The following is a 26,779-nucleotide window of genomic DNA, read 5'->3' as shown; positions in this document are numbered from 1 at the left end:
AGATATGTGCAAAGGAGATCCGAACCATGCAAGCATACGATGTAATACTTGTAGGCGCAGGTCCGAGCGGGATTTTTGCCGCGTATGAACTGATGCATCTCGATCCGAATAAAAAAGTCCTTTTGATCGATAAAGGTCACAATATTTTTAACCGCAGCTGTCCGATCCTCGAAGAAAAACTGGTGAAATGCCCGCCGGCGCACCAGAAAAAAGAGTACGCAGGCTGTCTGCCGGCTTGCTCGATCACCGCAGGTTGGGGTGGGGCAGGAGCGTACAGCGACGGCAAATTTAACCTCACCACCGAGTTTGGCGGCTGGATGCAAGATTACCTGGCGCCGTCCGAAGTGCTGAACCTGATCGAGTACGCCGACGGGATCAACCTCGAACACGGCGCGACGCTGACTCTGACCGACCCGACCACCAAGGAAGTGGCAGCGATCGAGCGCACGGCAGCTGCTACCGGGCTGAAACTGCTCAAAGCACGCGTTCGTCACCTCGGCACGGAAGAGAATCTCAAAATATTGCAAAATATCTTCGCCACGCTGGAAAACAAGATCGAGACTCGGTTCAAGACGTTTGTCGAGGACGTGCTGGTCGAGAAGATCGACGGCAAAAAGACAATTCAAGGCGTCGTGCTGAAAAACGGCGAAGTTCTCCACGCGAAAAAGGTGATCATCGGGCCGGGCCGCGACGGTTCGCAGTGGCTCGGCGAGATCCTCAAGCGTCAAGGCCTGACGATGACCAACAACCAGGTCGACATCGGCGTGCGCGTAGAGACAACCGACGTGATCATGGCGGAGATCAACGAGCATCTCTATGAAGCGAAGTTTATTTTCAACACGAGCGTCGGCACCCGCGTGCGCACGTTTTGCTCCAATCCGTCCGGTCACGTCGTCGTGGAAAATCACTCCGGCGTCATGACGGCAAACGGTCACTCGTACAAAGACCCGCAGCTCGGCAGCAAAAACACCAACTTCGCGCTGCTGGTCTCGCATACGTTTACCGATCCGTTCGACAAGCCGATTGAGTACGCCAAAGAAATTTCCCGCCGTGCAAACGATCTCTCGAACGGCTCGGTGATCATCCAAAAATACGGCGACATCCTGAAAGGCCGCCGTTCCACGGAGAAGCGGATCAAGGAAGGCTTCCTCGAACCGACCTTGAAGGAAGCGGTGCCGGGCGACCTCGGCCTTGTGTTGCCGTACAACACGATGAAATCGCTGATCGAGATGATGGAAGCGCTCGACAAAGTGACGCCGGGCATCGCGTCGGAGCACACGCTGTTCTACGGGGTGGAAGCGAAGTTTTACTCCGCCCGTCCGCGCCTGACCGACAAATTTGAGACGGAGATCGCAGGTCTGTTCGCCGTCGGCGACGGGGCAGGCATCACACGCGGTCTGGCGCAAGCGTCTGCTGCCGGTGTGCACGTGGCCCGCTACATCACCTCCTCTTTCTAGAGGAGGCTTTTTTCTGCTCTTGCAAAATGTGATATAGCTCCTAGTACAATCGGGCACAATAGAATATGGTATACGAAACCGCAACAGATTGGAGCTTTGACACATGAGCAAAACACCGGAAGAGACCCGCGTCGTGGTCGGAATGTCCGGCGGTGTCGACTCTTCGGTCACAGCTTGGCTGCTCAAGCAGCAGGGCTACGACGTCATCGGCGTGTTTATGAAAAACTGGGATGACACCGACGAGTTCGGACACTGCACGGCCGAGGACGACTTCGCAGACGTGAGACGGGTATGCGACAAGATCGGCATTCCGTACTATACAGTGAATTTTGAAAAAGAATACTACGACAAAGTGTTCTCGTATTTCCTCGACGAATACCGCAAAGGCCGCACGCCAAATCCTGACGTGCTGTGCAACCGCGAGATCAAATTTAAAGAATTTCTGGATGCGGCGGTCGACCTCGGGGCGGATTATATCGCGACCGGTCACTACGCCCGCGTCGAAGAGGTCGACGGCGAGTTCCGCCTGCTGCGCGGCGTGGACAACAACAAAGATCAGACCTATTTCCTCAACCAACTCAGCCAGCATCAGCTCTCGAAGGCGATGTTCCCGATCGGCCACCTGCCAAAGCCGGAGGTGCGCAAGATCGCGGAGGAGGCCGACCTGGCGACGGCCAAGAAAAAAGACTCGACCGGCATCTGCTTCATCGGCGAGCGCAATTTCCGCGAGTTTTTGAGTCAGTATCTGCCGGCTCAACCGGGTGAGATGCAGACGCTGGAGGGCGAAGTAAAGGGGCGGCACGAGGGCTTGATGTATTATACCCTCGGGCAGCGTCACGGCCTTGGCATCGGCGGCTCCGGCTCGGGGGAGCCGTGGTTTGTCATCGACAAGGACGTCGAGCGCAACATCCTCTACGTCGGTCAAGGGGAAAACAACCCGGCGCTCTACTCGGAGGGCCTCTACGCCACCGACATCCACTGGGTCAGCGACCGCGAGAAACCGCAGTCGTTCCGCTGCACCGCAAAGTTCCGCTACCGGCAGCCGGATCAAGGCGTGACGGTGCACTTGCGCGACGGTCGGACGGCGGAGATCGTGTTTGACCAGCCGCAAAAGGCGATCACACCGGGTCAAGCGGTCGTATTCTACGACGGCGACGCCTGCCTCGGCGGCGGCACCATCGATGTGGTGCACAAGCAACTGCCGGAAGAGCTGAAAGATCTGGCGGAAGTCAAGTAACTCCCCTGCAACCGTCCGACAGAAAACTCCCGAACGGGTCAAACCGGCGGGAGTTTTTTCCTGTCTTCGTTTACAGGTTGCAACTGTGCTGTAACAAACGTTTGTTAGAATGTGGGCACAAGGTTTGATGGAGGGATATTAATGCGGTTACAGGATAAAGTAGCGATCATCACAGGCGGCGCCAACGGGATCGGCCGTGAGACAGCCCTGTTGTTTGCCAAACACGGAGCGAAACTGATCATCGCCGATTTCGACGAGACGAACGGCGGTGCGACCGTCGATGAGATCCGCGCCCAAGGTGCGGAGGCTGTCTTTGTAAAAGTGGATGTCAGCAACCAAGACGATGCGGTTTGCATGGTCGAGACGGCCGTCGGGCAGTATGGCCGCGTCGACATTCTGATCAATAACGCGGGCATCACCCGCGACGGATTTCTGACGAAAACGGACAAGGCGATGTGGGATCAGGTGATCGCGATCAATTTGACCGGCGTCTTCAACTGCACGCAAGCGGCGGTGCCGGTGATGATGGAGCAGGGCAGCGGCGTCGTGCTCAACGCGGCATCTGTCGTGGCGCTGTACGGCAACATCGGCCAGACTAACTACGCGGCCACCAAGGCGGGCGTCGTCGGCCTGACCAAGACGTGGGCGAAGGAGATGGGTCCCAAAGGCGTGCGCGTTAACGCGGTCGCACCGGGCTTTATCGTCACGGCGATGACAGACAAAGTGCCGGACAAGGTGCTGGGCGCGATGGCGGAAAAGACCCCGCTTCGCCGCCTTGGACAGTCGGCCGACATCGCCAACGCGTACCTGTTCCTCGCGTCGGATGAGGCGAGCTTTGTCAACGGCGCGGTGCTCAGCGTGGACGGAGGCTTGACCTTCTGATGAACCCGGTCACCGATTGGCTCGCCAGCCGCGCCCGGCTGACCCCGACTCGTGAGGCGGTCGTCGAGGTCGTCACGGGACTGCGCCTCACCTATGCGGAGCTGGACCGACGTGTCAACCGGTTGGCAACCGCGCTGCAACGGCTCGGAGCGGGTCAGGGCGACCGGATCGCCCTGCTCGCGCCGAACGCGGTCTGCTATCTGGAGATGCTGTTTGCCGCGGCAAAAACGGGGACCGTCTTTGTCCCGCTCAACCATCGCTTCTCCGTGCCGGAGCTGGACTATGTGCTGAGCGATTGCTCCCCGCATCTGCTGATCGTCCACGATGCATTTGCAGAGGTCGGGCGGGCGCTTTCGTCGAAAGTTAATATTCCGAACGTTCTGTCATTCGGTGAGTACGCAGGGCTGATCGAAGACGGTCAGCCGGAGACGTATGAGCGGGTGACGGGTGACATGGAGGACCCGTGGGCGATCATCTACACCGGCGGCACGACCGGACAGTCCAAAGGGGCGGTGCTGTCCCACCGGGCGATCACGTGGAACTCGGTCAACACGGTGGTCTCGTGGGGGCTGACGGAGCACGATGTCACCGCGCTGTACATGCCGATGTTTCACACCGGCGGCCTGAACGCGCTGACGATGCCGGTCCTGCACGCAGGCGGCAAAGTGGTGATCGGCGGTGATTTTCATCCGGTACAGGCGTTGCGGTTGATGGAGGACGAACGCTGCACGATCGCGCTGTTCGTGCCGACGATGCACCATCTGATGACCGAGTCGCCGGAGTTTGCGGCGATGGAGTTTTCCACGATGCATACGTTTCTCTCCGGGGGGGCGCCTTGTCCGCTCGGGATCTACGAGAAATATTGGAGCAAAGGGCTCGCGTTCAAAGAAGGCTACGGAATGACCGAGGCCGGTCCGAACAATTTTTACATCCACCCGGATGATGCCCGGCAAAAGATCGGCTCGGTGGGCGTGCCGATGTTTCACAACCAAGTCCGGCTCGTCGATGAAGAAGGGCAAGACGTGCCGACCGGCAGCACGGGTGAGATCTGGATACAAGGGCCGCATGTGTTTTCCGGCTATTGGAACAAACTGGAGATCACGGCGGAGACGCTGGTCGACGGCTGGTTGCGCACCGGTGACCTCGGGCGCCGCGATGAGGAAGGATTCCACTACATCGTGGGCCGGAAAAAGGACATGATCATCTCCGGCGGCGAAAACGTCTATCCGCTGGAGGTCGAGCACGTCCTCGCCGAGCATCCCGGCGTGAGTGAAGTGGCGGTCGTCGGACTTCCCGATCCCAAATGGGGAGAGAGGGTGACGGCGGTGGTTGTTTTGGCGGCCGGGACGGAACTGGGCGGCGATGAGCTCAAGGCTCATTGCACCGCCAAGCTGGCCGGGTACAAGATCCCCAAGCAGTTCCATTTTGTCGCCGAGCTGCCGAAAACGTCGGTCGGCAAGATCGACAAAAAGCAGATCGAGAAAGGGTTGACCCGTTCGGCGGGTTAACCCTTTTTTGCAGGTATTTCCCAGCGGAATCGAGAAATAGTGTCTACTACGAATCACCGGGGAAGTGGGGAGAGATTTGAAGCTATGAGGAACGAACAACATCTCGTCTTGGCCACCAAGCTCGTGCCGCCGCGCGTGAAGGCGCAATGTCTGCGTCGGGAGCGTTTGCACGATCTGTTCGCCGCCGTCACCGATTATCCGGTCACGCTCATCCAAGCGGCGGCCGGGTATGGCAAAAGCACAGCGCTCGTCGCTCATCTCTGCTCCCGGTTCGACCATGTCGCGTGGTACTCGGTCGAGGAAGGCGAGCGGGACATCTTTTTATTTTTACGCTATCTGATCCACGCGCTGAAAGCGTTGCAGCCGCAGATCGGAGAGCGTTCTTTGCGGCTCCTGCAAGAGGCGGAGCTGACCTCGTCAGCCCTCCAACCGGCGCTGACCCTGTTGATCAACGACATCGTCGAACTGGCACCCGATCCGGCGGTGCTGGTCCTCGATGACGTGCATGCGGTCGCCGACACGCCGGAGATCCGGACGCTGCTCGATCTGCTGGTCCGCTACCTGCCGCCGCATCTGCATCTCGTGCTGGGCAGCCGCACCGCGCTGGAGCTGCCGGCGATTCAAAAATTGAACGCCACCTACGACCTGCTCAAGATCGGCAAACAGGAACTCACCTTTACGTTTGACGAGATCGACACGCTGTTTGAGCAGGAATACGGGATCACCCTTGCGCCGGAACAGGTGCGCGAACTGGAAGAGCAGACGGAAGGCTGGGTCATCGCGCTCCAGATGATCTGGAAAGGGCTGGAGCAAGGCGTCGAACTGCGCGACCTGTGGCGCACGCACCCGGAGCCTGGGCGGCGGCTGTTCCATTATCTCGCGGAGGAAGTGTTCGACCGTCAGCCGGAGCCGGTGCAAAATTTTCTGCGCCGCACTTGCATCTTGGAGCTGTTGGACCCGCCGCTCTGCGACCGACTGACCGGTCGGGAGGATGCGGCAAAGATGCTGACCGATCTGGAGCGGGACGGGCTGTTTGTCACCGGCGGCGGGGCGGGCGATTATCGCTATCACCGCTTGTTCCAACAATTTTTGGTCGACCGTTCGCAGGCGACGCTGACCGTCGCAGAGTGGCTGGCACTGCATCGGGAGGCGGCCCGGCACCATATGCAAGAAGGCGATCTGCAAGCGGCTTTGTCCCATTTTGATCAGGCCGGAGATCTGGAAGAGGTGATCTCCATCCTGCTCGACAGCGGGGAGCATCTGCTGCACAGCGGGCGATTGGAACTGATGCGTCGCTGGATCGACCGGCTGCCGAGCTCGTATCTGGAACAACACCCGCGCCTGCTGTTTTGGCGGGGCGAGGTGGAGCGGGCCGCGTCGAGATTTCACGAGGCGGAGCACTGGTACCGGCTGGCAGAGGGCGGCTACATCACCAAGCGGGATGTGGTCGGACGCAGCCGTGTCTACCGAGGACAGGCGCAGGTCTACCTCGACACGATCCAGCCGAACAAAGCGTCGTATTGGCTGCAAAAGGCGGTCACGATCCTCGGCGACGACCACCCGGAGGAGCAAGCGAAGATCCTGCGCCTGCTCGCGGAAAATCACACCAACAGCGGCGATCTGCAGGAAGCGAACCTCCTGATCGAGCGCGCCGACCTCCTCGTGCCCGCCGTGCGCGACGAACTGGACATCCGGCTGTATCTGCGGACGGGACGTCTGCGCGACGCCCGCGGGATGGCGCAGGAGATCGTCGATCGGCAGCAGCACCTCGGCATCGCCTTGCACGAGCGCGTCGCCAAGTCGCACCGGGAGATGCATCTGCTGCTCGCGTTGATCGACGCGTTTCTTGGCGATGCGGCCTCCAGCCAGTGGCATGCGGAACAGGGCATCCGGATGGGGCAGACGTTGCGCTCGCCGTTTGTCGAGATGGTCGGCTACATGCGGCTCGGCCACGCGCTCGGCATTCAAGGTCGGCTGGAAGAGGCGCAGGACTGCTACCGAAAGGCGGTTGAGCTGACGGAGGGATTGGCTGTCGAGCGGGGCAAGGTGGAAGCTCTGATGGGGCTGTGCATCACCACCGGGCTGCTCGGCGAATTGGAGCAGGCCGAACGTCACGCCCGCGCGGGTCTTGAGATCGCGCTGAACGTCCACGACCGCTGGTGTGCCAACATGGTCCGGCTGGCGATCGGTTCCGTCTGGGGTTCGTGGGGGCATTATGAGCAAGCGTTGCCTTGGCTGCTCGATGCGGAAGCGGGATTTCAGGCGTGCGGCGATCACTTTTTGCTGACCAATGTCCAGCTCTGGCTGAGCATCGCCTATCACCGCACGGGGCAGGAAGAAGCGTTTTCAGCCGTCACGCCGCAGCTGCTGGAAAACGTGGCGGCAGGGGGGTACGAAGACCTGTTTGTGAAACGGACGCTGTTTGGCCCGAGCGATCTGCAGATGTGTGTGCCGACGCTGATCGAGGCCCGCGACGCGCTGGGGTTGAAGGCGGCCGACCCGATCTTGCGCCGGATGGGATTCCGGTCGCTGGAGCGGCATCCGGGTTACACGCTGCGCATCTATACCTTGGGCAAATTTGCCGTGTGCCGCGGGCTGGAGGAGGTCGGGCGCAAAGAGTGGAAGCGGGAAAAATCCCGCCAACTGTTCCAACTGCTCGTCACTCGCCACGGTCAATATTTCCAGCGGGAGGAGATCTACGACCTGCTCTGGCCGGACGACGACGAAAAGACGGCCAATCGCGATTTCAAAGTGGCGATGAACGCGCTGGCAAACGCTTTGGAACCCAAGCGGGAGGCGCGGGCCAACTCGTTCTTTATCGACCGGTTGGACACGGCGTACCGTCTGCAGACAGAGGCGGCGGTGTGGATCGATGTCCAGGAGTTTGAAGCGTTGGCGGAGGCGGGGCTGTCCGGCTCCGGCGCGGAGGCCGTGCGGTCGTTGCGGGCGGCGTTGCGGCTGTATCAGGGCGATTTTTTTGACGACTATCCGTATCTCGACTGGTGCGCCCATGAACGGGAGCGCATCCGCACGCTGTATCTGCGCGTGTTGGAGCGGCTGGCGGTGTGGCACCGGGAGCGGGAAGAGCACGACGAAGTCATCCTCTGCTGCGAGAAGATCCTCGCCGTCGACCCGGCGTGGGAGCTCGCGTACCGCCTGCTGATGCAGAGCTACCATCTGCTCGGCCATCGCAACCTCGTGATCGCCACTTATAAAAAATGCGTCACCGCTCTCGACGACCACCTCGGGCTCGCCCCGATGGAGGAGACGACCCGCCTCTACCAACGATTCGTGCGGGGCGCGCAGGGGGCGTAACGACAGTAACTCTCATGCAACCTCCTTGTGCTAGACTCTTCGGCACAAGGAGGTTTTGTTTGATGAATCAGACTGCAATCGGCATCGTCAGCACGGGAGTCTACCTTCCGTCCACATACCAGACCAGCCGCGAGATCAGCGAACAGAGCGGCATCCCGCAGGAGATCATCGAGACCAAGATGGGATTTTCGCGCAAGACGATCCCGGGTCCCGACGATCACACCTGCCAGATGGGTATCTGGGCGGCGCAACGGGCGATTGAAAAAGGCGGCATCGACCCCGCGACGATCGACCTCGTGATCTACGTCGGCGAAGAGCACAAAGAGTACCCGCTCTGGACAGCGGGCATCAAGCTCCAGCAAGAGGTGGGCGCCCTCAACGCATGGGCGTTCGACGTCCAACAGCGCTGCGGCACGATGGTCATGGCGCTGAAGGTCGCCAAAGACATGATGATCGCCGACCCGGAGATCCAAACGGTCCTGCTCGCAGGCGGCTACCGCAACAGCGACTTCATCGACTACACCAATCCGCGCACCCGCTTCATGTACAACCTCGCAGCGGGCGGAGCGGCTGTTATTTTGAAAAAAGGCCACGAAGAAAACGTCCTCCTCGGCAGCCATATCATCACCGACGGCTCGTTCTCGGAGGATGTAGCGGTGGTGGCGGGCGGCACCAAGCACCCGATCTCCGCAGAGGCCATCGAAAAACGACTCAACTATCTCGACGTCATGGACCCCGAGGGCATGAAACAACGGCTGGAGCAAAAGTCGATGGACAACTTTATTAAAGTCATGGAAAAGGCACTGGCGAAAAGCGGCCTGACCCATGACGATATCGACTACCTCTCGATCCTGCACATGAAACGCTCGGCACACGACTACGTGCTCCGGCACTTCGGTCTGAACGAGGAGCAATCGGTCTACCTCTCCGAGTACGGCCACATCGGGCAGATCGACCAGATCCTCTCGCTGGAACTCGGCTTGGAAAACGGCCGAATCAAAGACGGAGACCGCATCGTCATGGTCAGCGCAGGCATCGGCTACGCGTGGGACGCATGCGTGGTGCAGTGGGGGAAAGCGCATTCAGTGTAACTCCCGTGCAACGACCATCCGGTAGAATTACCTCAACATTCCGAAAGATATACACAAGGGGGAAATGTTAGATGAAAAAGTGGAGCAAACTGGGGCTCGTCTCCGTTCTCTCCGTGTCGATGTTGATGGCAGGTTGCAGTTCCAGTTCGACCGGCGGCAGCAGCGAGTCAGGCAGCAAGGATCCGATCAAGGTCGGTGTCGTCACCTCGAAGTCGGGCGCGCTGGAAGCGTACGGCATGCAGGAGATCAACGGTTTGAACCTCGGCATCAAATATGCGACCGGCGGCACCAATGAAGTCAACGGCCGCAAGATCGAAGTCCTCGTCGAGGATGACGCGGGCAAGCCGGACGAGGGCATCAAAAAGGCCCGCAAACTGCTGGAAGAGGAAAAGGTCGACATCCTCCAAGGCTCGGCCAACTCCGCCGTCGCGCTGGCTCTGCTGCCGCTGGCAGAAGAGTACAAGAAAGTGATCATCGTCGATCCGGCTGCAACCGACGAGATCACGGGCAAAAACTTCAATAAGTATGTGTTCCGCACTGGCCGCAACCTCTCGCAGGATGCTGCAACGGGCGCGAAATATGCGGTTGACACCCTCGGCAAGAAATTCTTCCACCTCGCGCCGGACTACGTGTTTGGCAAATCCAGCGCAGCGGCGTGGAAAGCGGCGATTGAAAAATCGGGCGGCTCGGTCGTGCAGGAAGAGTTCGCACCGCTGAACACGCAGGATTTCACCCCGTATCTTCAGAAAGCCACCCAGTCCGGCGCAGACGTGCTGATCGTCACCTGGGCAGGCGCAGGCGGCGCGTCGCTGTTCAAGCAGATCAATGAACTGAAGATCGCCGAAAAGATGAAGATCACCACCGGGATTCCGGATATCGCAGGCATCAAGGCGATGGGCGAGTCGGCAGTCGGTCTGACCGGGATGACCGCCTACTACCATGGGGCGGCGAAAAACCCGGAAAACGACTGGCTCGTCGAGAACCACAAGAAAGAATTTAACGGCGCTCCGCCGGATCTGTTCACCGCTGGCGGCTTCACGGCCGGCATCGCCATCGTCGAGGCGATCAAGAAAGCGAATTCAACCGATTCCGAAAAGCTGATCGCGGCGTTGGAAGGCATGTCTGTCAAAGGAGCGAAAGGCACGTACACCTTCCGCAAAGAAGACCATCAGGCTCTCCAGCCGATGTACATCGTCAAACTGGAGAAGAAAGACGGTTTCGACTACCTCGTGCCGACGCTCGTCAAAGAGCTCAGCCCGGAAGAGACCGCGCCGCCGATTCAAAAGTAAGCGCGGCAGGCAAAGTCCACAAGCAACGATGACGTAGCCCTGCCGACATCGGTGGGGCTTTCTACTACTAACAGAAGGAGGTGCCGGGCGATGTCCGACTATCTGCTCGAAACAAAAGGGCTGACGATCCAGTTCGGCGGCCATGTCGCCGTCTCCGATGTCAGCTTTCAGATCAAACGGCACACGTTCACCTCGATCATCGGCCCCAACGGGGCGGGCAAGACAACGTTTTTCAACCTGATCTCCGGCCAGCTCAAACCGACCGCAGGACAAGTGATCTTCCAAGGGCGTGACATCACCAAAATGCCGGTGCATCAGCGCACCCGGCTCGGCCTCGGCCGTTCCTTCCAGTTGACCAACGTGTTTCCCAATCTGTCGGTGCTGGAAAACGTCCGCGTCGCGGTGCAAGCGGCGAGCGGCGGCGGGTTTCGCCTGTTTTCCCACTACAAAAAGTTTCACCGCTATGAGGAGCGGGCAATGGAACTGTTGACCCTCGCGCACCTCGACGGCAAAGAGGGACACCTGGCGAAACACCTCTCCCACGGCGACAAGCGCAAACTGGAGATCGCGATCTTGCTCGCTCTGGAGCCGGACGTCCTGTTGCTCGACGAGCCGACGGCCGGGATGTCGCTGGAAGAGGTGCCGCAGATCATCGAAGTGATCCGGTCGCTGAAAGACTCCGGTCAGCACACCGTCTTGCTGATCGAGCACAAGATCGACATGGTGCTCGGCCTCTCGGACGCGCTGGCCGTGCTGTTCAACGGCAAGCTGCTGGCCCAAGGGTCACCCGATGAGATCATGCAAAACGAACTGGTGCAGTCCGCGTATCTGGGAGGTCTCTATGACGACGCTGTTAACGGTTAAGGGAATTCAGACGTTCATCGGCCAATATCACATTCTCCAAGGCGTCGATCTGGAGGTGGAGCAAGGCCGCGTCACCCTCATCCTCGGCCGCAACGGGGCGGGGAAGACGACGACGCTGCGTTCGATCATGGGGCTGACTCCTGCCAAGCAGGGCCAGATCGTCTTTGACGGGGAGGAGATCCAGACGCTCAAACCGCATCTGATCGCGCAAAAGGGAATCGGCTACGTCCCGGAGGACCAAGGGGTCTTCTCAGACCTGACCGTCGAAGAAAACATGAAGCTCGCCATCCGCAAACTGGACGACGCGACGCGGGCGCGACAAGACTTCGTGCTCGATCTGTTCCCCGATCTGAAGATCGCCTGGAAGCGCAAAGGCGGCAACCTCTCCGGCGGCCAAAAGCAGATGCTGTCGATCGCCCGTGCTTTTGTCAATGACAACCGGCTGCTCCTGATCGACGAGCCGAGTAAAGGCCTCGCGCCGATCGTCGTCGAGAAGGTGATGGAGTCGATCTTGGAGCTGAAAAAGCGCACGACCATCGTGCTCGTCGAGCAGAACTTCCTGATGGCGAGCGGAGTGGGCGACGACGTGTTCATCCTCGACGACGGTCACACCGTCTATCGCGGCAGCATGGCGGACGTGCGCTCGGATGAAGCGGTAAAGAAAAAATATCTCGGGATCGGCCTGTAGGCGGGAAGGAGGAGCCCTAGTGTCCCTCACAGTCAATCTGTTGTTAAACGGCGTGGCGCTCGGCATGCTGATCTTTTTGATCGCTGTCGGCCTGACGCTGATCTTCGGCCTGATGGGCGTGCTCAATTTTGCTCACGGCGCGATCTTTGCTTGGGGCGCGTACGTCGGATGGGCGGTGTACGGCGCGACCGGCAGTTTCATCTTGGCGATCCTCGCCGGGACGGCGACCGGGTTTGTGCTCGGATTTGTGATGGAGCGATTTTTCATCCGGCCTTTTTATGGCAATCATGTCGCCCAGATCCTGTTGACGCTCGGCCTGATGATCGTGCTCACCGAAGGGATCAAGATCTTCTTTGGCCCGAACATCCTCGGCTTTGACAAGCCGGAGCTGTTGCAGGGCGTGGTGACGATCCTCCAAGACCCGTTCCCGGTCTACCGGATCTTTACCATCGGGGTCGGCGCGCTGGTGCTGATCGGCGTGCACTACCTGCTCTCCCGCACCAAATACGGCATCATCATCCGCGCCGGTGTCCAAGACCCGGAGATGGTGCAGGCGCTCGGCATCGACGTGCGCAAAGTGTTTGCGCTGGTCTTCGCGTTTGGCGCCGGTCTCGCGTCGTTTGGCGCGGTGATCGCAGGTCCGTCGTTTGGCTCCTTGCACCCGGAGATCGGGATGCAAAACCAACTGGCGGCGTTTATCGTCATCGTCATCGGCGGCATCGGCAATTTTGTCGGCGCGGCCATCGGCGCGGTGCTGGTCGGGATCACGCAGACGTTGATGGCGTACTATCTGCCGGAAGCGGCGTTGGCCGTCAACGTGGCGTTGATGGCGTTGGTGCTGATCTTAAAGCCGGAAGGTTTGTTCGGACTGCGGAGGTGATCGAGGATGAGAGAGCGTATTTTCAATAATAAATGGCTGCTCGCGGCGGTGCTCGTCCTGCTGGCGATCCTGCCGTTCGTAGGCACGTCGCAATTTTTGATGTTGATGTTGATCCAGGTCTTCATTCTCGCCGTCTACGGCATGAGCTACGACCTGTTGCTCGGCTACACGGGGATCGTGTCGTTCGGCCACGCGATCTTCTTCGGAACGGGGGCGTACTCGGTCGGCATCCTGCTGACCAAGATGGAAAACCCCAATCTGCTGTTTGTCGCCTTCCTGATCGCCATCGTGTTTTCGGCGGTGGTGGCCTTGCTGCTCGGGGTGCTGTCCCTGCGCGTCAAGGACGTGTATTTCTCGATGATTACGCTGGCGTTTGCCGAGCTGTTCTTTATCGTCGCCGAGAAATGGAGCTCGCTGACCGGCGGCAATGACGGCATTCCGTACATCCGGGTGCCGGAGCTATTTCGCGAGCGGGTCTCCTTGTACTTCATCGCGCTGGGCTTCCTCGTCGTGATGTTTCTGTTCCTGCGCCGCGTCGTCGATTCGCCGCTCGGCCGGGTGTTGCAAGCGATCCGCGAGAACGAACGCCGTGCCGAGTCGCTCGGCTACAACGTGCTCCAGTACAAGCTCGTCTCCATCGTCATCTCCGGCATGGTCGCCGCGATGGCGGGCGGGATGTGGGCCGTCTTGCAGCGCTATGTTTCCACGACGGTGTTTTCCCTCGACCAGACGATCAGCGCTCTGCTGATGACGATCATCGGCGGCGTCGGCACGCTGACCGGGGCGATCCTCGGAGCCGGGGTGATCACGTTCGCCAACGAGTGGCTCTCGTCGCTGGCGTCGGTACACCCGATCTTTGAACGGTGGCTGATCTTCTTTGGCATCATCTACATCGTCATCGTGATGTATTTCCCGAAAGGCATCATCGGGACGATTCGCGACAAATGGGCACGAAGTTCGGAGAGGGGGAAGCGTGATGCCGCACAAACGGATCAACGGGGTAAATCTGTACTATGAGGAGGCGGGGCAGGGAGAACAAACCCTGCTCCTGATACACGGCAACGTCGCTTCGTCCCGCTGGTGGGACCCGATGTTTGACACGCTGGCCCGGACGCACCGCGTGGTGCGCGTCGATCTGCGCGGCTGCGGCAAAAGTGAAGCGCCGGGCGGCAACAGCGTTCCGCAATACAGCGCGGACGTGCGGGCCTTGGTGCAGGAACTCGGTCTGCAAAACGTGATCGCCGTCGGCCACTCGATGGGCGGCGCGATCTCGATGGACATCGCCACGGTAGCGCCGGGCTTGCTTAAAGGGATGGTGCTGGTCAACTCCGCTCCGGCAGAAGGGATCGTCACCCCGGAAGAGCGTCGTCCGCTGATCGAGCAGATGATCGCCGACCGCAACCTGATGAAAATGTCGCTGGCGGCCGTCATGCCGACCGCGGCCCAAGGCGAACTGTTCGAAGCGTTGGTCGACGACGCGATGATCGCGGGCCCGACCTGCATCCCCAATTACATCTCGCTCGGTGAGACCGACTATCGCGAGGCTCTCGCAGCGACATCGCTCCCGACGCTGATCATCTACGGCGACATGGACTCCCTGATCGCCCTCGACATGATGGAACGCACGCAGCAGGCGATCCCGGACAGTGAAATGGTGCTGTACGAAGGCATCGGTCACTCGCCCAACGTGGAAGCACCGGAGCGGATGGTGGAAGATCTGCTCCGTTTTGCCGCCCGGTTTGCGTAACAAAAAAATCCCGAAGGCGCACGGCCTTCGGGATTTTTTCTGTTTTCGTGTAACTGCTCTGCAACGACCGGTCGTTAGAATGAAGTGAAAGTTCGAAAAACTTTCACACAAAGAGAGAGGGAGGAAAAACAAATGAAAGGGACGATGCGCAAGATCGGGATGATCTTCATGGCGTTTGTCGTAAGTTTGCTCACGTTTGCGCCGGGTGAGGCAGAGGCTTCCAGCTTTAACGAGTACTACTACGGAAGCAACTTCTACTACAAGGTCTTCGTTCCGACCGGATACACGGCGGGCACGCCGGTGCCGTTGATGGTCATGCTGCACGGCTGCATGCAAAATCCGAACGACTTTGCTGCCGGCACCAAAATGAATGCGCTTGCGGAATCGAAAAAAGTGATCGTCCTCTATCCGGAGATGAACATCTACGCCAACTCCTACCAATGCTGGAACTGGTTCTTGGACTACAACCAGCATCGCGGCAGCGGCGAAGCGGCGATCATCAAAGGCATGGTCGACAAAGTGAAAGGCGCGTACACCATCGATTCGAACCGCGTGTACGTCGCAGGTCTGTCCGCAGGCGGCGCGATGGCGTCGGTCATGGGCGCGACCTACCCGGATGTGTTCCGAGGCGTCGGTGTCGCAGCAGGGGTGGAGTACAACGCAGCGGATGATTCCTTCACGGCCACGTCGGCGATGAACTACGGAGCTGCGTACTCGCCAAATTCGTCCGGCTACGATATCTACCGCGAGATGGGCAGCTACAAACGCCGCATGCCGACGATCGTCTTCCACGGCACAGGCGACAGCACCGTCCATCCGAGCAACGCAACGTCTGTCGTCGGATCGTGGGCGCAGGCCAACGACTATGTCGACGACGCGAGCAACAACGACTCGGTCAACGCGACCGCAGACGCGACCTACACCGGCACCGTCTCCGGCGGACGCAGCTATACCCGGTACGTCTACAACGACGGCGCTGGCAGAGGGCTGATCGAGTACTACAAAGTGACCGGCATGGGTCATGCTTGGTCGGGCGGCTCTTCGTCCGGTTCCTACACCGACCCGTCCGGTCCGGATGCCACCACGATCATGTGGAACTTCTTCACCTCGCACTGAGTGCGACCGGAAGCAACTCATTTGAAAAAATATGAGTTGCTCCGTTATACATATTGATAGTATTCTAGTATATCGAAAGGAAGGTGTTTTCTTTGTTAGAAATCTTAGCAATTATCGTATCGCTGGGCCTGCTGATGTATTTTGCCTACCGCGGCTTCCCGGTGATCGTGTTTGCGCCGATCTTTGCCTTGCTGGCGGTGGTGCTTTCCGGCCTGCCGCTGATGCCGAGCTACACCGAGTCATTCATGACGAACGCGGCGAACTATGTCAAATCCTTCTTCCCGATCTTCCTGCTAGGGGCAGTATTCGGCAAGGTGATGGAGATGAGCGGGGCGGCCGCCTCCATCGCGCATGGCATCGTTCGCGCCATCGGCTCGCAGCGTGCGATCCTCGCGGTCGTGCTGGCCTGTGCCATCTTGACCTACGGCGGCGTCTCGCTGTTCGTCGTCGCCTTTGCCGTCTATCCGTTTGCTGTCGCGATCTTCCGCGAAGCAAACATTCCGAAGCGTCTGATTCCGGGCACGATCGCGCTCGGCGCGTTCACGTTTACGATGGACGCGCTGCCGGGCACCCCGCAGATCCAAAACATCATCCCGACCAACTATTTTGGCACCGACGCTTATGCCGCGCCGGTCGTTGGGATCATCGGGGCGCTGATGGTGTTCTTCGGCGGCATGTGGTGGCTGGAACGCCGTCGCAAACAAGCGTTGGTCGCTGGTGAAGGCTACGGCGAAGGCCATATCAACGAGCCGGAGATCGCCACCGACACGAAATACATCAATCTGTGGCTGGCTCTGTTGCCGCTCGTGCTCGTGCTCGTCACCAACTTTACGCTCTCCCGAACCGGGCTCTCCGTGGCAAACTGGTACGACGCAGCGATGCTGAAAGAGTCGTTCAAGATCGCCAATCCCGCGACGGTCGTCTCGTCCTGGTCGCTGATCATCGCCCTGACGGTCGGGATCCTCGCGGCGATCCTGATCAACGTCAAGAGCGTCTCGAACAAATTTGCTTCCGGTCTGACCACGGCTGCAGCCGGCGCACTGCTGGCGATCTTCAACACCGCGTCCGAAGTCGGCTTTGGCAACGTCATCAAAACGTTGCCGGGCTTTAAAGCGATCCAAGAATCGATCCTCGGCGTGTCCTCGCATCCGCTCGTCTCCGAGGCGGTGGCTGTCAACGTGCTGGCCGGTGTGACCGGTTCCGCATCTGGCGGCATGTCGATTGCGCTGGAAGTGATGGGCAAACAATATCTGGAGATGGCCAATGCGAGCGGCATCTCGCCGGAGTTGCTCCACCGCATCGCGTCGATGGCGTCCGGCGGCATGGACACTCTGCCGCACAACGGTGCCGTCATCACGCTGTTGGCAATCACCGGACTTACACATCGCCAGTCGTACAAAGACATCTTTGCGATCACCATCGTCAAAACGGTGACCGTCTTTATCCTCGCATTCGCAGTTTCGATCTTCTAAAGGCCTAAAGGAGGTACCTGTTCCATGTCCCAACTGCTCCAAGGAAAAGTCGCCCTGATCACCGGCGCGGCCAGCGGCATCGGCCTCGCCATCGCCGAGACGTTCGCCAGCGAAGGCGCTGCGGTCGGCATCGCCGACCTCAATCAAGCAGCAGCCGAGCAAGCGGCGGAACGTCTGCGTGCAGCCGGTTTCACCGCGATGCCGCTGACCTGCGATGTCACCAGCGAAACGGCGGTGGGAGCGGCCATCGACGCGCTCGTCTCCGCATACGGCCGACTCGACATCCTCGTTAACAACGCAGGGATGCAATACGTGTCGCCGCTCGAAGAGTTCCCGAGCGACCGCTTCGAACTGCTGGTCAAGATCATGCTGACCGCGCCGTTCTACGCGATCAAGCATGCGCTGCCGATCATGAAAAAACAAGGGTTCGGCCGCGTCATCAACATGGCTTCGATCAATGGTCTGGTCGGATTTGCCGGCAAAGCGGCGTACAACTCCGCCAAGCACGGCGTGATCGGTCTGACCAAAGTAGCAGCGCTGGAAGCGGCGGCGCACGGTGTCACCGTCAACGCACTCTGCCCGGGCTACGTCGATACGCCACTGGTGCGCGGTCAGCTCAGCGACCTCGCCAAGACGCGGGGCGTGCCGCTGGAGAGCGTGTTGGAAGAGGTGATCTATCCGCTGGTGCCGCAGCGCCGACTCTTGCAAGTGCAGGAGATCGCCGACTACGCCACGTTTCTCGTCAGCGACAAAGGGGCGGGGATCACGGGGCAAGCGGTGGTCATCGACGGCGGGTACACCGCTCAGTAAGGGAAACGTGAAAAAAGACAGGATGGGCGCGCTCGGAGACGGGTGCGCCTGTTTTGTTTTCGGGGTCACCTGCGTATGCTTTGGAGGAGGTAGATGAGGAGGGCGATCATCGTCGATAAAAAGCCCACAAACAAAAAGACACCGGACCAGGCTGTGACGGTCACGTTGCGCATCACTCCTTTTTTCCGTATGAATAATAAATCATCGTATGTCGGCGAGTCCCGATATATGAATCGTTTGCGAGGAGGGGTGAGATGACGGCGAGATACAATCGCGTCTTGATCAAGCTGAGCGGCGCGGCCGTGGCGGGACCGCGCGACTTCGGATTTGACCCGGAGGCGCTGGAGCACATCGCCGCCGAGGTGCTCAGCGTCGCGGAGATGGGGGTGGAGGTCGCCATCGTGATCGGCGGCGGCAACATCTTTCGCGGCAACGTCGGCGAGGCATGGGGTCTCGAGCGGGCGGAGGCCGACACCATCGGCGTGCTCGGCACGGTGATCAATTCCTTGATGCTGCGCAGCGTCCTGAAAGCGCACGGCGGGCAGGAAGTGCGCGTGATGACAGCGGTGCCGATGAACGCCATCACCGAGCCGTTCATCCGGTTAAAAGCGATCCATCATCTGGAGAAGTCATTTATCGTCATCCTCGCAGGCGGAACCGGGCAACCGTTTATGACTACCGATTATCCGGCGGTGCAACGGGCGATCGAACTGCGCTGCGACGCGATCTTTGCCGCCAAACACGGCGTCGACGGCATCTACAACAACGACCCCAAGCGCGACCCTACCGCCCGCCGCTACCGGACCATCGGCTACGAAGACGTCGTGCGGGACAACTTGAAAGTGATGGACCAATCGGCGTTTTTGCTGGCCCGCGATTTTGGACTGCCGATTCATCTCTTCGACTTCGAGCGACGCGGCGCGATGACCGCCATCCTGCGCGGCGAAAACCCCGGCACGCTGATCGGCCCGGGGACGGTGGCCGATCTGGAATAGGGGAATGAACAAAACATGGACGAAAAAAAGCCCTCATCAGAGCGATGAGGGCTACGGCTGTTTTTACTGTTGCCAGTTGTAGCGGGATTCGGCTTGGGTCAGGGTGTCGACTACTCGTGCGTTGGCCCACAGTTTGGCGTATTCGGTTGCGGCGTCCTCGTCGAGGAAGGACTTCAGGAAATTGTTGTTTTGGTAGACGTGGAGCGGCCAGTTGTCCCAGACGACCGCTTGACTCTTGAAGTCGATGACTTTGGAGTTGGCCCACAGTTTGGCGTAGTCAATCGCTGCTTTGCGGCTTGCGAAGTCACCGAGGTAGGTGTTGTTTTGGAAGACCTGCGAGTAGTGGTTGTCCCAGACGAGTTCGCCGGAGCTGATGCTGTAGACGGAGCCGCCTTCCCACAGCTTAGCATAAGAGAGGGCAGCCTCGAAGGTGCCAAACGTATTGAGGTAGGTCGAATTTTGGAAGACGTTGTACTGCGGTTGGACTTGCACCGGAGCGGTGTAAGAAGGAGTCGTGTACGAAGGAGGGGTGTACGAAGAACCGCCACCCGAAGAGGATCCGCCGCCGTTGTGATAGTGGTATTCCCCGTAAGAGAGCCCCCAGCTTTCACAGTTGGTTCGGCAGGTGTGGCCGCCGCTTTTGTCCGTTCGACCCGGGTGGGCAGACGCGGTAAACGGTACGAGGAGGAGCGAGCCAGCAAGAGAAAGCGCAATTACTTTTTTCATCATTTACCTCCAGAGGTACATATTTTTCCGACATATGGTAATATAACATAGATTTTATCAAATTAGAAAGTAAGAAATGTACACATTTAGGAAACTTTCGTAAATGTTTCGTCGATGTAAAATACCGGACAAATATGACTAAAATGTGATCGTTTTAACGATTGATTGATCCTGTGGAAGGATATTGTAACCGCTTGTAGAAATGTGAGCAGAAACTATTTTTTATTTCATGCATAAGGCTTAATTTACGGGGGAGGAGTGATCGATTTGCGAAGAAGCCACTTGACCCTGTTTTTGGTTGTGATCATGAGTATGGTATCGGTATTGAGCGGATGCTCCATCAGCCTCGGGGTTCGCGATGCGGAACCGGCAGCTTTGGAGTACACATATGAGCACGCGTGGGGCAGCACGACCATACAAGGCACGCCAAAAACGATTGTCGCGCTGGACTTTTCCTTTGTCGATACGCTGGTGGCGTTGGACGTCTATCCGGCGGGGATCGCCAGCGCCGGCAAAAGTGAAGTCCCGGACTATGTGGCAGACAAACTCACAGACTACCGCAATGTCGGAGACCGCACGAGACCCAATCTCGATCTGATCCGCTCGGTGCAGCCGGATCTGATCATCGCCAGCGCGGATCGTCATCAGATGATCCAAAGCGAACTGCAGGCGGTGGCGCCGACCATCGCGCTTGACGACAACAGCTATCTGGAGGTGCTCGACAACCTCCAGTTGATCGGCGAGATCGTCGGCAAGCCGGGCAAGGCGGAGCAAGTCAGACAAGAGCTGGCTGCAAAAGTGGCAGCGGTGAAGCAACAGGTGAAGAGCGACCGCACCGTCTTGATCGGCGGCGCGTTTGATGACACGTTTTCGATCTGGCTGAAAGATTCGTTTGTCGGCTCGCTGATGACCGACATCGGCATGAATTACGCCTATCAAAAGCCTGAGTCCCCAAAGGAAGGATTTTCGGAAGTCGGTCTGCTGACGATTGAACAGATGCTGGAGATTGACCCGGACTATCTGTTCATCTACGGCGATTATAAAAAATGGGAAGACAAGTGGCAGTATCGCAGTCTCCATGCGATCCGCACCGACGGCGCGATGGAAGTCAACCGCAACCTCTGGTCGCGCGGGCGCGGTCCGTTGGCGGCAGGGCTGATCCTCGACCAAGCGATGCCGCTGTTGTCCAGGCCGTCTAAATAGAAGTCGGGCACGTGGGTAAAAGTAGAAACAGCTTCCGTACGCGGAAGTTGTTTTTTTGTGTGAAATCTCTTGACAGTGATAATCATTATCAATATGCTGTTATTGAGAATTGTTTTCAGTAAAAGACACTTGATGAGGTGAACGTTTTGTCTACGATTGAATCGCACGACCGCCAGAGACAGCTCGACGCGGAAGAGTCGAAGATCTGTTTCCATATACATACGGAACAGCCGGAATTGGAAGGGTTGTTCCTGCAACATCTCGCGGCAGCTCGTCGCGGCATCCTGCACCGCTTGTTGCAGGCGATGATCCGGGAAAACATCGCCGGTCTCGCGCACCGCACGATCTGGCCGGACGGCGACCGGACGGTCGAGGTGCAGGTGCGCAGCGGGGAAGTCCTGCGCGCGCCGGTCAAGGCGCGGCATACACTGGGCCGCTTCGATCTCGGGACGGGCGACGTGACCGTGACGGCAGCAGACGGGGTGGTGCGTGTGATCGAGCACCCGGTGGAGTTGATCGATCTCGTCAAAGCGGACGTGGTACAGGACGACGAGGGCGAACAGCGCTTCCGCCGCTTCCGGGAAGAGTTGCAAAACAGCGTCGCCAACTACGCGCTGGCTCTGGCCGGTGCCGAGGTGCGCGAACGGGATTTGCGCGCAGAGGCGGAACGGGCTGGCGTCACATCGGCGACCGCATGGGCAGAGCAGCAGGTCGGGTCTGACCCGATGTTCTCGCCGCTGGCTTTCTTTGAACAGTGGGTCGTCGAAGGACATCCGCTGCATCCGGGGGCCAAGATCAAGATGGGGCTGGATGTGGAGGACGTGATTCGTTATTCCCCGGAATGGGGCGCCACTCCCGGTGTGGCGATGGCGGCCGTGCGCAAAGACCTCGTCCGCTTTGTTTCCCTCGATGGTTCGTCCCCGGCCGACCTGTTGTGCCGGGAGCACACCGGACTGCAAGCACACATCGAGCAACGGTTGCGGGAGCGGGGACTCGACGCGGCCGACTATGAACTGATCCCTTTGCACCCGTGGCAGTTTGAACATACGCTTCCGCATCTGTACGCAGGCGAGATCGAGCGGGGGGAGATCGTGCCGATCCCGAGCTTCCGCATCCGCACGCACGCCTTGATGTCGTTCCGCTCGCTGGCACCGGTGCAACGGCACGGCGCGGGCAAGCACCACATCAAAACGTGCGTCAACGTTCAGACCACCGGCGCGGTGCGCACGATCTCGCCCAACTCGGCGTTTAACGGGCCGACTCTGACCCGGATCTTAAAAGAGATTCAGGAGCGTGAAGATCAATTTGGCGGTGCGTTCGTGATCTTGGAGGAGAGCTGCGGTGTCTACTACGACCCGGCCGACCAGACACTCTCCCACGGAGAACGGATGAACCTCGGCAAAAACCTCGCCTCGATCCTGCGCGAAAATCCGGAAAACCACGTTCTTGAAGGCGAGATCTCCATGCCTGGCTCCGGTCTGATCGCCAAGTCGCCGATCAGCGGCAAACCGGTGGCAGGTGAACTGATCGAGCAGTACGCCGCACAGCATGGCATCAGCGATCTGGATACAGCGGCCGTCTCTTTCCTTGAAGCGTACGCAAACGTCGCGCTGCCGGGCTTCCTGACCGTGATGAGCCGGTACGGCATCTCCTTGGAAGGGCACCTGCAAAACAGCGTCGCCGTCTTCCGTGCGGGCGAGCCGGTGCGGATGATCCTGCGCGACTTCGGCGGCGTCCGCATTCTCCAATCGCGCTTGGCCAAACTGGGCATGGGCGCCGAGTTTTTCCCCGGTTCGGCGACGGTGATCGACGATGTCGACGACATGCGCAACAAAATTTATTACCCGGTGTTCCAAAATCACTTCGGCGAGCTGATCACCGAGATCGCCCGCTGGTTGCAACTGGATGAACTCGTGCTGTGGCAGCCGGTCGCAACAGTCTGCCGCCGCGTGTTTGCCGAATTGAAACAAGACCCGGCGATTGCGGAGCAGACAGAATCAGATGAAGCGGCTTTATTTGAAGAAGGAATCGATTTGAAAGCGATGGCGACGATGCGTTTGCTTGGCGACGTCACCTCATATACGTTTGCAAAAGTGCCGAATCCATTGGCGCAGGTCTAGGAGTGAGTGGAGATGAACATCTTGATCGAACAACAGGCAGAGGACGCTCTCCAAGACGCGTACCGCAACATCCGGCAAGGCGGGCTTGACCCGGAAGAAGAGCGCGTCCTGCGCTATCTCGACGCGCAGCAGCCGCATCTGGCAGACGCGTACCGCTCGCACATCCCGAAGGCACGGCAGACGATCTTGCAACGCCTCGTCGCGTCCCTGCTGCGGGAGGACGTCCTCGGGTATGCCACCGCTGCCTATGACCTGCAAGTGGAAAAGGGCCGTTTTACCTTGAACGTGCCGGAACTGACTCCCGAGTGGGAAGCCTTTCTCGCCGCACTCAAGCGCTATGACCCGGCTGACCGCATGTACAAGGTCTATCCGCTCCCAGGCCATCAACAGCTCGTGACTCCGCTCGGGCGGACGTTTGCCTTTCGCCGTCTCGACGTCGAAGGTCCTGTGTTGCACGTGGCGGACGGCACCGTCCGGCCGCTCCAGCATGCGGCCGAAGTTCTGCACCTGATCCGTCTGCAGGAGATCGCCACCTCCGGACGCAGTGAAAACGCCTGGCTGCGGCTGACCGACGAACTGCGCAACGGCAGTGCCAACCTCGCGCTCGGCTATGCCCATTACGACGAGCAAAAGCGGGAGTGGCAGCGTGCGGCGGCCGAGCTGCGGACCGACACGACGCTCGGGCTGATGATGGCATGCAAAAAACAGGACCCGCAGTTTGACGCGTCGCTTTTCTTTGAACAGCTCTGCGTCGAAGGGCACAACTTGCACCCTGGCACCAAGACCAAGATCGGCATGGATTCGGATGCAGTCTATCGCTATTCGCCGGAGTTTAACGGCGTGACCGACATCCGCTTTGTGGGGATGCACCGCGACCACGCCGAATTTTCCGCAGTCGATCCGGTCGCGCACCCGAACGACGTGCTGTTTGGACAATACCCGGAGTTGGAGACGGTCGCCCGCAACGAGTGGGAGCGGCTCGGTCTTGCACTCGATGACTATCTGCTGACCCCGGTCCATCCGTGGCAGTACGAGAAAGCGATTCCGCAGATCTACGCCCGCGAGATCGAGCAACACGTGGTCGTGCCGGTCGAAGGCTACTCGGTGCCGTGCGGCGCGACCTCCTCGTTCCGCACCGTCGTGCCGCTCGGACGCGGTCCGCAGGCGCTGGCTCTGAAAGTGGCGGTCAACTCGCAGATGACCTCCACCGTCCGCTCGATCTCGGCCAACACGACGCAGAATGCAGCTGTCTTTACACACATGATCCGCGAGATCATGGATCGCGAGCCGGAGCTGTTGCGGACGTTCGTGCCGGTGTCGGAACTGGCAGGGTATTGCTTTACATCGTCCGATTCATTAAAATCCCGCAATCTCTCCGCTGTCCTGCGGGAAAACATCGACGGGTTCACCGGCACGGAAGAGCTGGCCATCGTCGGCTCCGCGCTCTACTCCGAATCACCGATCTCCGGCAAGCGGATCCTCGCGGAACTGGTCGAGGCGTTCGCAGAATCGACCGGGGCCGGATCGCTGGAAGCGGCGGCCAAGGAGTTTGTCCGCGCATACGCCGAAATGACGCTGCCGGGCGTGCTCACTTTGATGGTTCGCTACGGTGTCGGTCTCGAAGGCCACATGCAAAACAGCGTCCCGGTGTTTAAAGCGGGACGTCCGGTGCGAATGCTGTTCCGCGACTGGGGCGGGGCGCGTCTGTACGGCGAGCGACTGCGGGCGGCCGGATTTGACATGAAATTTTATCCAGGCTCCGTCACGGTGACAGAAAAAGTCAAGGACATGCAGAATAAAGTGTTTTATACTGTATTCCAGAACCACATCTCGGAAATCATCCTCCAACTCTGCAAAGATTTCCCGGTCGAGGAGGCTGACCTGTGGCGGGAGATCCGCTCCCTCTGCGACCGCGTATTTGCCGATCTCGCGCTCGACCCGGCCTGTGCCGAGGCGGCGGAGGAGGATCGCGAGGTGCTCTACTGCCCGGAAGTCGAGCATAAGGCGCTGACGAAGATGCGCCTTGAATCGGAGGAAAAAGGGTACTGCTACGCCAAAGTGAGCAACCCGTTGCACCAACCTATCCAGTAACAGAGAAGAAGGGTCTTTCATGGCAAACCTCGAGGTCAAATTACCAAATCAAAGCCGATACGCGCTCTATTCACCGTCGTTTCGGACTTATATGGGCGGCTCGCTGGTCGCTTCGGTGGGCGAGTGGATGGACATCGTCGCGCTGAACTGGGCGGCGTTGCAGATGACCGATTCGCCGATGCTGCTGGCGTTGATCAACGCCTGTCGCCTCGTGCCGATCTTTGTGCTCTCGTTCCCGGCCGGCATGCTCGCCGACCGCTACAACAGGCGCAAACTGCTGATCGGCATCCAAACGTTCGTCACGCTGCTGACGTTTGCGCTCGGTGCGCTGCTGATGACAGGGGCGGGGTTTTGGATGTTCGCCGCTCTCGTCACCGCGCGCTCGGTGCTGATGGCGATGGACCCGCCGGTGCGCAACTCGATGATTCCCAACCTCGTCGAGGAGAGTGCCATCCCCAGCGCCATCGCGCTGAACACGACGGTGCTCAACCTGTCGCGGATCGTCGGACCGGCGACGGCGGGGCTGTTGCTCACCGTGATCGAACCGGCGCAGATCTTCTATGTCAGCGGAGCGGCGCTCCTCGTCGAGCTGATCTGCCTGTGCGTGATTCGGATGCGTCCGCAGAGACACCGACCCGCGCCGAAAAAAGCCAAAGCGGGGATGGGGGAGGCGCTGATCTACATCCGCCGCCATCCCAACGTGCAGTCCCTGTTGATTCTGGCGATTGTGCCGATGGTGTTCGGCTTTCCGTATTCCTCGATGATGCCGTTGTTTGCCCAAGACCTGTACCAGCTCGGCCCGGACGGATTTGGCGCACTGCTCTCCGTCTCGGCTGCAGGTGCGATCATCGGCTCGTTCTGGCTGTCGCTGGTCGGCGGCCGGATCGGGGCCGGCAAATGGCTGGTCTGCTCCGTGATCGGGTTTGGCGTGTCGCTGGCTGCGTTCATGCTGATGAAGGACTTTTTCACCGCCGCCTGCGCGATGTTCCTCGTCGGTCTGACCTCGCAGACCTACCGCACGCTGTCCCGGATGACGATCCAGATGCAGGTGCCCGACCATCTGCGTGGCCGGATCATGAGCATCGCCCTGATGGACCGCGGCTTCATCCCGCTGGGGGCTTTGCTGATCGGCATGGTGGCGACGCAGTTTGGCACGCTGTCGGCCGGTCTGATGATGGGGGTCTGCTGCGTGACGATCACGTTGATCATGCTCGCGGCACGACGCCAGATCTGGGAGTTGTAAACAAAAAAGGAGACCTGTGCCCGCAGCCAGGTCTCCTTTTTTGTT

The 26,779-nt window shown here is 59.4% G+C and carries 21 protein-coding genes; 20 read left to right on the top strand and 1 reads right to left on the bottom strand.

What is annotated here, in order from left to right; all coding sequences use genetic code 11:
- The first annotated feature begins 26 nt into the window (after positions 1 to 26).
- The 16 genes from OS242_RS02520 to pyrH all read left to right on the top strand — a co-directional run bounded on the left by OS242_RS02520 (position 27) and on the right by pyrH (position 19,351).
- A complete protein-coding gene (locus tag OS242_RS02520; protein WP_267150084.1) occupies positions 27 to 1,457 on the top strand; it encodes an NAD(P)/FAD-dependent oxidoreductase in 1,431 nt (476 codons plus the stop codon).
- A 103-nt stretch (positions 1,458 to 1,560) separates the two neighbouring features.
- Positions 1,561 to 2,694 carry a tRNA 2-thiouridine(34) synthase MnmA gene (mnmA, locus tag OS242_RS02515; RefSeq protein WP_267150083.1) on the top strand — a complete coding sequence of 378 codons (1,134 nt, stop codon included), beginning with the start codon at positions 1,561 to 1,563 and terminating at the stop codon, positions 2,692 to 2,694.
- Between the two features lie 141 nt (positions 2,695 to 2,835).
- A complete protein-coding gene (fabG, locus tag OS242_RS02510; RefSeq protein WP_267150082.1) occupies positions 2,836 to 3,576 on the top strand; it encodes a 3-oxoacyl-ACP reductase FabG in 741 nt (246 codons plus the stop codon).
- Complete coding sequence (locus OS242_RS02505) at positions 3,576 to 5,084, top strand: acyl-CoA synthetase (protein ID WP_267150081.1); 1,509 nt, start codon at positions 3,576 to 3,578, stop codon at positions 5,082 to 5,084. The genes fabG and OS242_RS02505 overlap by 1 nt, the downstream gene beginning before the upstream one ends.
- An 84-nt stretch (positions 5,085 to 5,168) precedes the next feature.
- On the top strand, positions 5,169 to 8,399 hold the full coding sequence (locus tag OS242_RS02500; RefSeq protein ID WP_267150080.1) for a BTAD domain-containing putative transcriptional regulator: 3,231 nt from the start codon (positions 5,169 to 5,171) through the stop codon (positions 8,397 to 8,399).
- Positions 8,400 to 8,461: 62 nt separating this feature from the next.
- Positions 8,462 to 9,490 carry a 3-oxoacyl-ACP synthase gene (locus tag OS242_RS02495; protein ID WP_267150079.1) on the top strand — a complete coding sequence of 343 codons (1,029 nt, stop codon included), beginning with the start codon at positions 8,462 to 8,464 and terminating at the stop codon, positions 9,488 to 9,490.
- Between the two features lie 71 nt (positions 9,491 to 9,561).
- The gene (locus OS242_RS02490; protein ID WP_267150078.1) at positions 9,562 to 10,779 is read left to right on the top strand and encodes a substrate-binding domain-containing protein; all 1,218 of its coding nucleotides are present in this window, start codon (positions 9,562 to 9,564) and stop codon (positions 10,777 to 10,779) included.
- 90 nt (positions 10,780 to 10,869) lie between these two features.
- Entirely contained in the window at positions 10,870 to 11,643 is a 774-nt protein-coding gene (locus tag OS242_RS02485; RefSeq protein ID WP_267150077.1) for an ABC transporter ATP-binding protein, read from the top strand.
- Complete coding sequence (locus OS242_RS02480) at positions 11,621 to 12,331, top strand: ABC transporter ATP-binding protein (protein WP_267150076.1); 711 nt, start codon at positions 11,621 to 11,623, stop codon at positions 12,329 to 12,331. Before OS242_RS02485 ends, OS242_RS02480 begins: the two co-directional genes overlap by 23 nt.
- 19 nt (positions 12,332 to 12,350) lie before the next feature.
- A complete protein-coding gene (locus OS242_RS02475; protein WP_267150075.1) occupies positions 12,351 to 13,211 on the top strand; it encodes a branched-chain amino acid ABC transporter permease in 861 nt (286 codons plus the stop codon).
- Positions 13,212 to 13,217: 6 nt separating this feature from the next.
- Entirely contained in the window at positions 13,218 to 14,228 is a 1,011-nt protein-coding gene (locus OS242_RS02470; protein WP_267150074.1) for a branched-chain amino acid ABC transporter permease, read from the top strand.
- Positions 14,188 to 14,958 (top strand): alpha/beta fold hydrolase, encoded by a 771-nt coding sequence (locus OS242_RS02465; RefSeq protein WP_267150073.1) that lies wholly within the window; start codon positions 14,188 to 14,190, stop codon positions 14,956 to 14,958. The genes OS242_RS02470 and OS242_RS02465 overlap by 41 nt, the downstream gene beginning before the upstream one ends.
- 132 nt (positions 14,959 to 15,090) lie before the next feature.
- Positions 15,091 to 16,074 (top strand): extracellular catalytic domain type 1 short-chain-length polyhydroxyalkanoate depolymerase, encoded by a 984-nt coding sequence (locus tag OS242_RS02460; RefSeq protein WP_267150072.1) that lies wholly within the window; start codon positions 15,091 to 15,093, stop codon positions 16,072 to 16,074.
- Positions 16,075 to 16,166: 92 nt separating this feature from the next.
- Entirely contained in the window at positions 16,167 to 17,546 is a 1,380-nt protein-coding gene (locus OS242_RS02455) for a GntP family permease (RefSeq protein WP_267150071.1), read from the top strand.
- 24 nt (positions 17,547 to 17,570) lie between these two features.
- The gene (locus OS242_RS02450; RefSeq protein ID WP_267150070.1) at positions 17,571 to 18,356 is read left to right on the top strand and encodes a 3-hydroxybutyrate dehydrogenase; all 786 of its coding nucleotides are present in this window, start codon (positions 17,571 to 17,573) and stop codon (positions 18,354 to 18,356) included.
- A 254-nt stretch (positions 18,357 to 18,610) separates the two neighbouring features.
- Positions 18,611 to 19,351, top strand: coding sequence for a UMP kinase (gene pyrH / locus OS242_RS02445; RefSeq protein ID WP_267150069.1), 741 nt, complete (start codon positions 18,611 to 18,613; stop codon positions 19,349 to 19,351).
- 63 nt (positions 19,352 to 19,414) lie between these two features.
- On the opposite strand, the gene OS242_RS02440 is transcribed toward pyrH, so the two are convergent.
- Positions 19,415 to 20,077 (bottom strand): YHYH domain-containing protein, encoded by a 663-nt coding sequence (locus tag OS242_RS02440; protein ID WP_267150068.1) that lies wholly within the window; start codon positions 20,075 to 20,077, stop codon positions 19,415 to 19,417.
- A 267-nt stretch (positions 20,078 to 20,344) separates the two neighbouring features.
- Here OS242_RS02440 and OS242_RS02435 point away from each other — a divergent pair, with 267 nt between their 5' ends.
- The 4 genes from OS242_RS02435 (at position 20,345) to OS242_RS02420 (ending at position 26,734) form a co-directional block, all read left to right on the top strand.
- A complete protein-coding gene (locus tag OS242_RS02435) occupies positions 20,345 to 21,280 on the top strand; it encodes an ABC transporter substrate-binding protein (protein ID WP_267150067.1) in 936 nt (311 codons plus the stop codon).
- A 146-nt stretch (positions 21,281 to 21,426) separates the two neighbouring features.
- The gene (locus tag OS242_RS02430) at positions 21,427 to 23,400 is read left to right on the top strand and encodes an IucA/IucC family protein (RefSeq protein ID WP_267150066.1); all 1,974 of its coding nucleotides are present in this window, start codon (positions 21,427 to 21,429) and stop codon (positions 23,398 to 23,400) included.
- A 12-nt stretch (positions 23,401 to 23,412) separates the two neighbouring features.
- Positions 23,413 to 25,491, top strand: coding sequence for an IucA/IucC family protein (locus OS242_RS02425; RefSeq protein WP_267150065.1), 2,079 nt, complete (start codon positions 23,413 to 23,415; stop codon positions 25,489 to 25,491).
- Positions 25,492 to 25,510: 19 nt separating this feature from the next.
- Positions 25,511 to 26,734: an MFS transporter gene (locus OS242_RS02420; protein WP_267150064.1), complete on the top strand. Its 1,224-nt coding sequence runs from the start codon at positions 25,511 to 25,513 to the stop codon at positions 26,732 to 26,734.
- Positions 26,735 to 26,779 lie beyond the last annotated feature (45 nt).

The organism is Tumebacillus lacus, from assembly GCF_026410385.1.
GTDB lineage: Bacteria > Bacillota > Bacilli > Tumebacillales > Tumebacillaceae > Tumebacillus > Tumebacillus lacus.
The sequence above is the reverse complement of the archived record's forward strand: the minus strand, read 5'-3'. Positions and strand labels throughout refer to the sequence as shown.

What these genes read in the sequence shown, in the direction of transcription:
- OS242_RS02520 (WP_267150084.1), top strand. Translation starts at nt 27, where the DNA reads ATGCAAGCATACGATGTAATACTTGTAGGCGCAGGTCCGAGCGGGATT.
- mnmA (WP_267150083.1), top strand. Translation starts at nt 1,561, where the DNA reads ATGAGCAAAACACCGGAAGAGACCCGCGTCGTGGTCGGAATGTCCGGC.
- fabG (WP_267150082.1), top strand. Translation starts at nt 2,836, where the DNA reads ATGCGGTTACAGGATAAAGTAGCGATCATCACAGGCGGCGCCAACGGG.
- OS242_RS02505 (WP_267150081.1), top strand. Translation starts at nt 3,576, where the DNA reads ATGAACCCGGTCACCGATTGGCTCGCCAGCCGCGCCCGGCTGACCCCG.
- OS242_RS02500 (WP_267150080.1), top strand. Translation starts at nt 5,169, where the DNA reads ATGAGGAACGAACAACATCTCGTCTTGGCCACCAAGCTCGTGCCGCCG.
- OS242_RS02495 (WP_267150079.1), top strand. Translation starts at nt 8,462, where the DNA reads ATGAATCAGACTGCAATCGGCATCGTCAGCACGGGAGTCTACCTTCCG.
- OS242_RS02490 (WP_267150078.1), top strand. Translation starts at nt 9,562, where the DNA reads ATGAAAAAGTGGAGCAAACTGGGGCTCGTCTCCGTTCTCTCCGTGTCG.
- OS242_RS02485 (WP_267150077.1), top strand. Translation starts at nt 10,870, where the DNA reads ATGTCCGACTATCTGCTCGAAACAAAAGGGCTGACGATCCAGTTCGGC.
- OS242_RS02480 (WP_267150076.1), top strand. Translation starts at nt 11,621, where the DNA reads ATGACGACGCTGTTAACGGTTAAGGGAATTCAGACGTTCATCGGCCAA.
- OS242_RS02470 (WP_267150074.1), top strand. Translation starts at nt 13,218, where the DNA reads ATGAGAGAGCGTATTTTCAATAATAAATGGCTGCTCGCGGCGGTGCTC.
- OS242_RS02465 (WP_267150073.1), top strand. Translation starts at nt 14,188, where the DNA reads ATGCCGCACAAACGGATCAACGGGGTAAATCTGTACTATGAGGAGGCG.
- OS242_RS02460 (WP_267150072.1), top strand. Translation starts at nt 15,091, where the DNA reads ATGAAAGGGACGATGCGCAAGATCGGGATGATCTTCATGGCGTTTGTC.
- OS242_RS02450 (WP_267150070.1), top strand. Translation starts at nt 17,571, where the DNA reads ATGTCCCAACTGCTCCAAGGAAAAGTCGCCCTGATCACCGGCGCGGCC.
- pyrH (WP_267150069.1), top strand. Translation starts at nt 18,611, where the DNA reads ATGACGGCGAGATACAATCGCGTCTTGATCAAGCTGAGCGGCGCGGCC.
- OS242_RS02440 (WP_267150068.1), bottom strand. Translation starts at nt 20,077, where the DNA reads ATGAAAAAAGTAATTGCGCTTTCTCTTGCTGGCTCGCTCCTCCTCGTA.
- OS242_RS02425 (WP_267150065.1), top strand. Translation starts at nt 23,413, where the DNA reads ATGAACATCTTGATCGAACAACAGGCAGAGGACGCTCTCCAAGACGCG.
- OS242_RS02420 (WP_267150064.1), top strand. Translation starts at nt 25,511, where the DNA reads ATGGCAAACCTCGAGGTCAAATTACCAAATCAAAGCCGATACGCGCTC.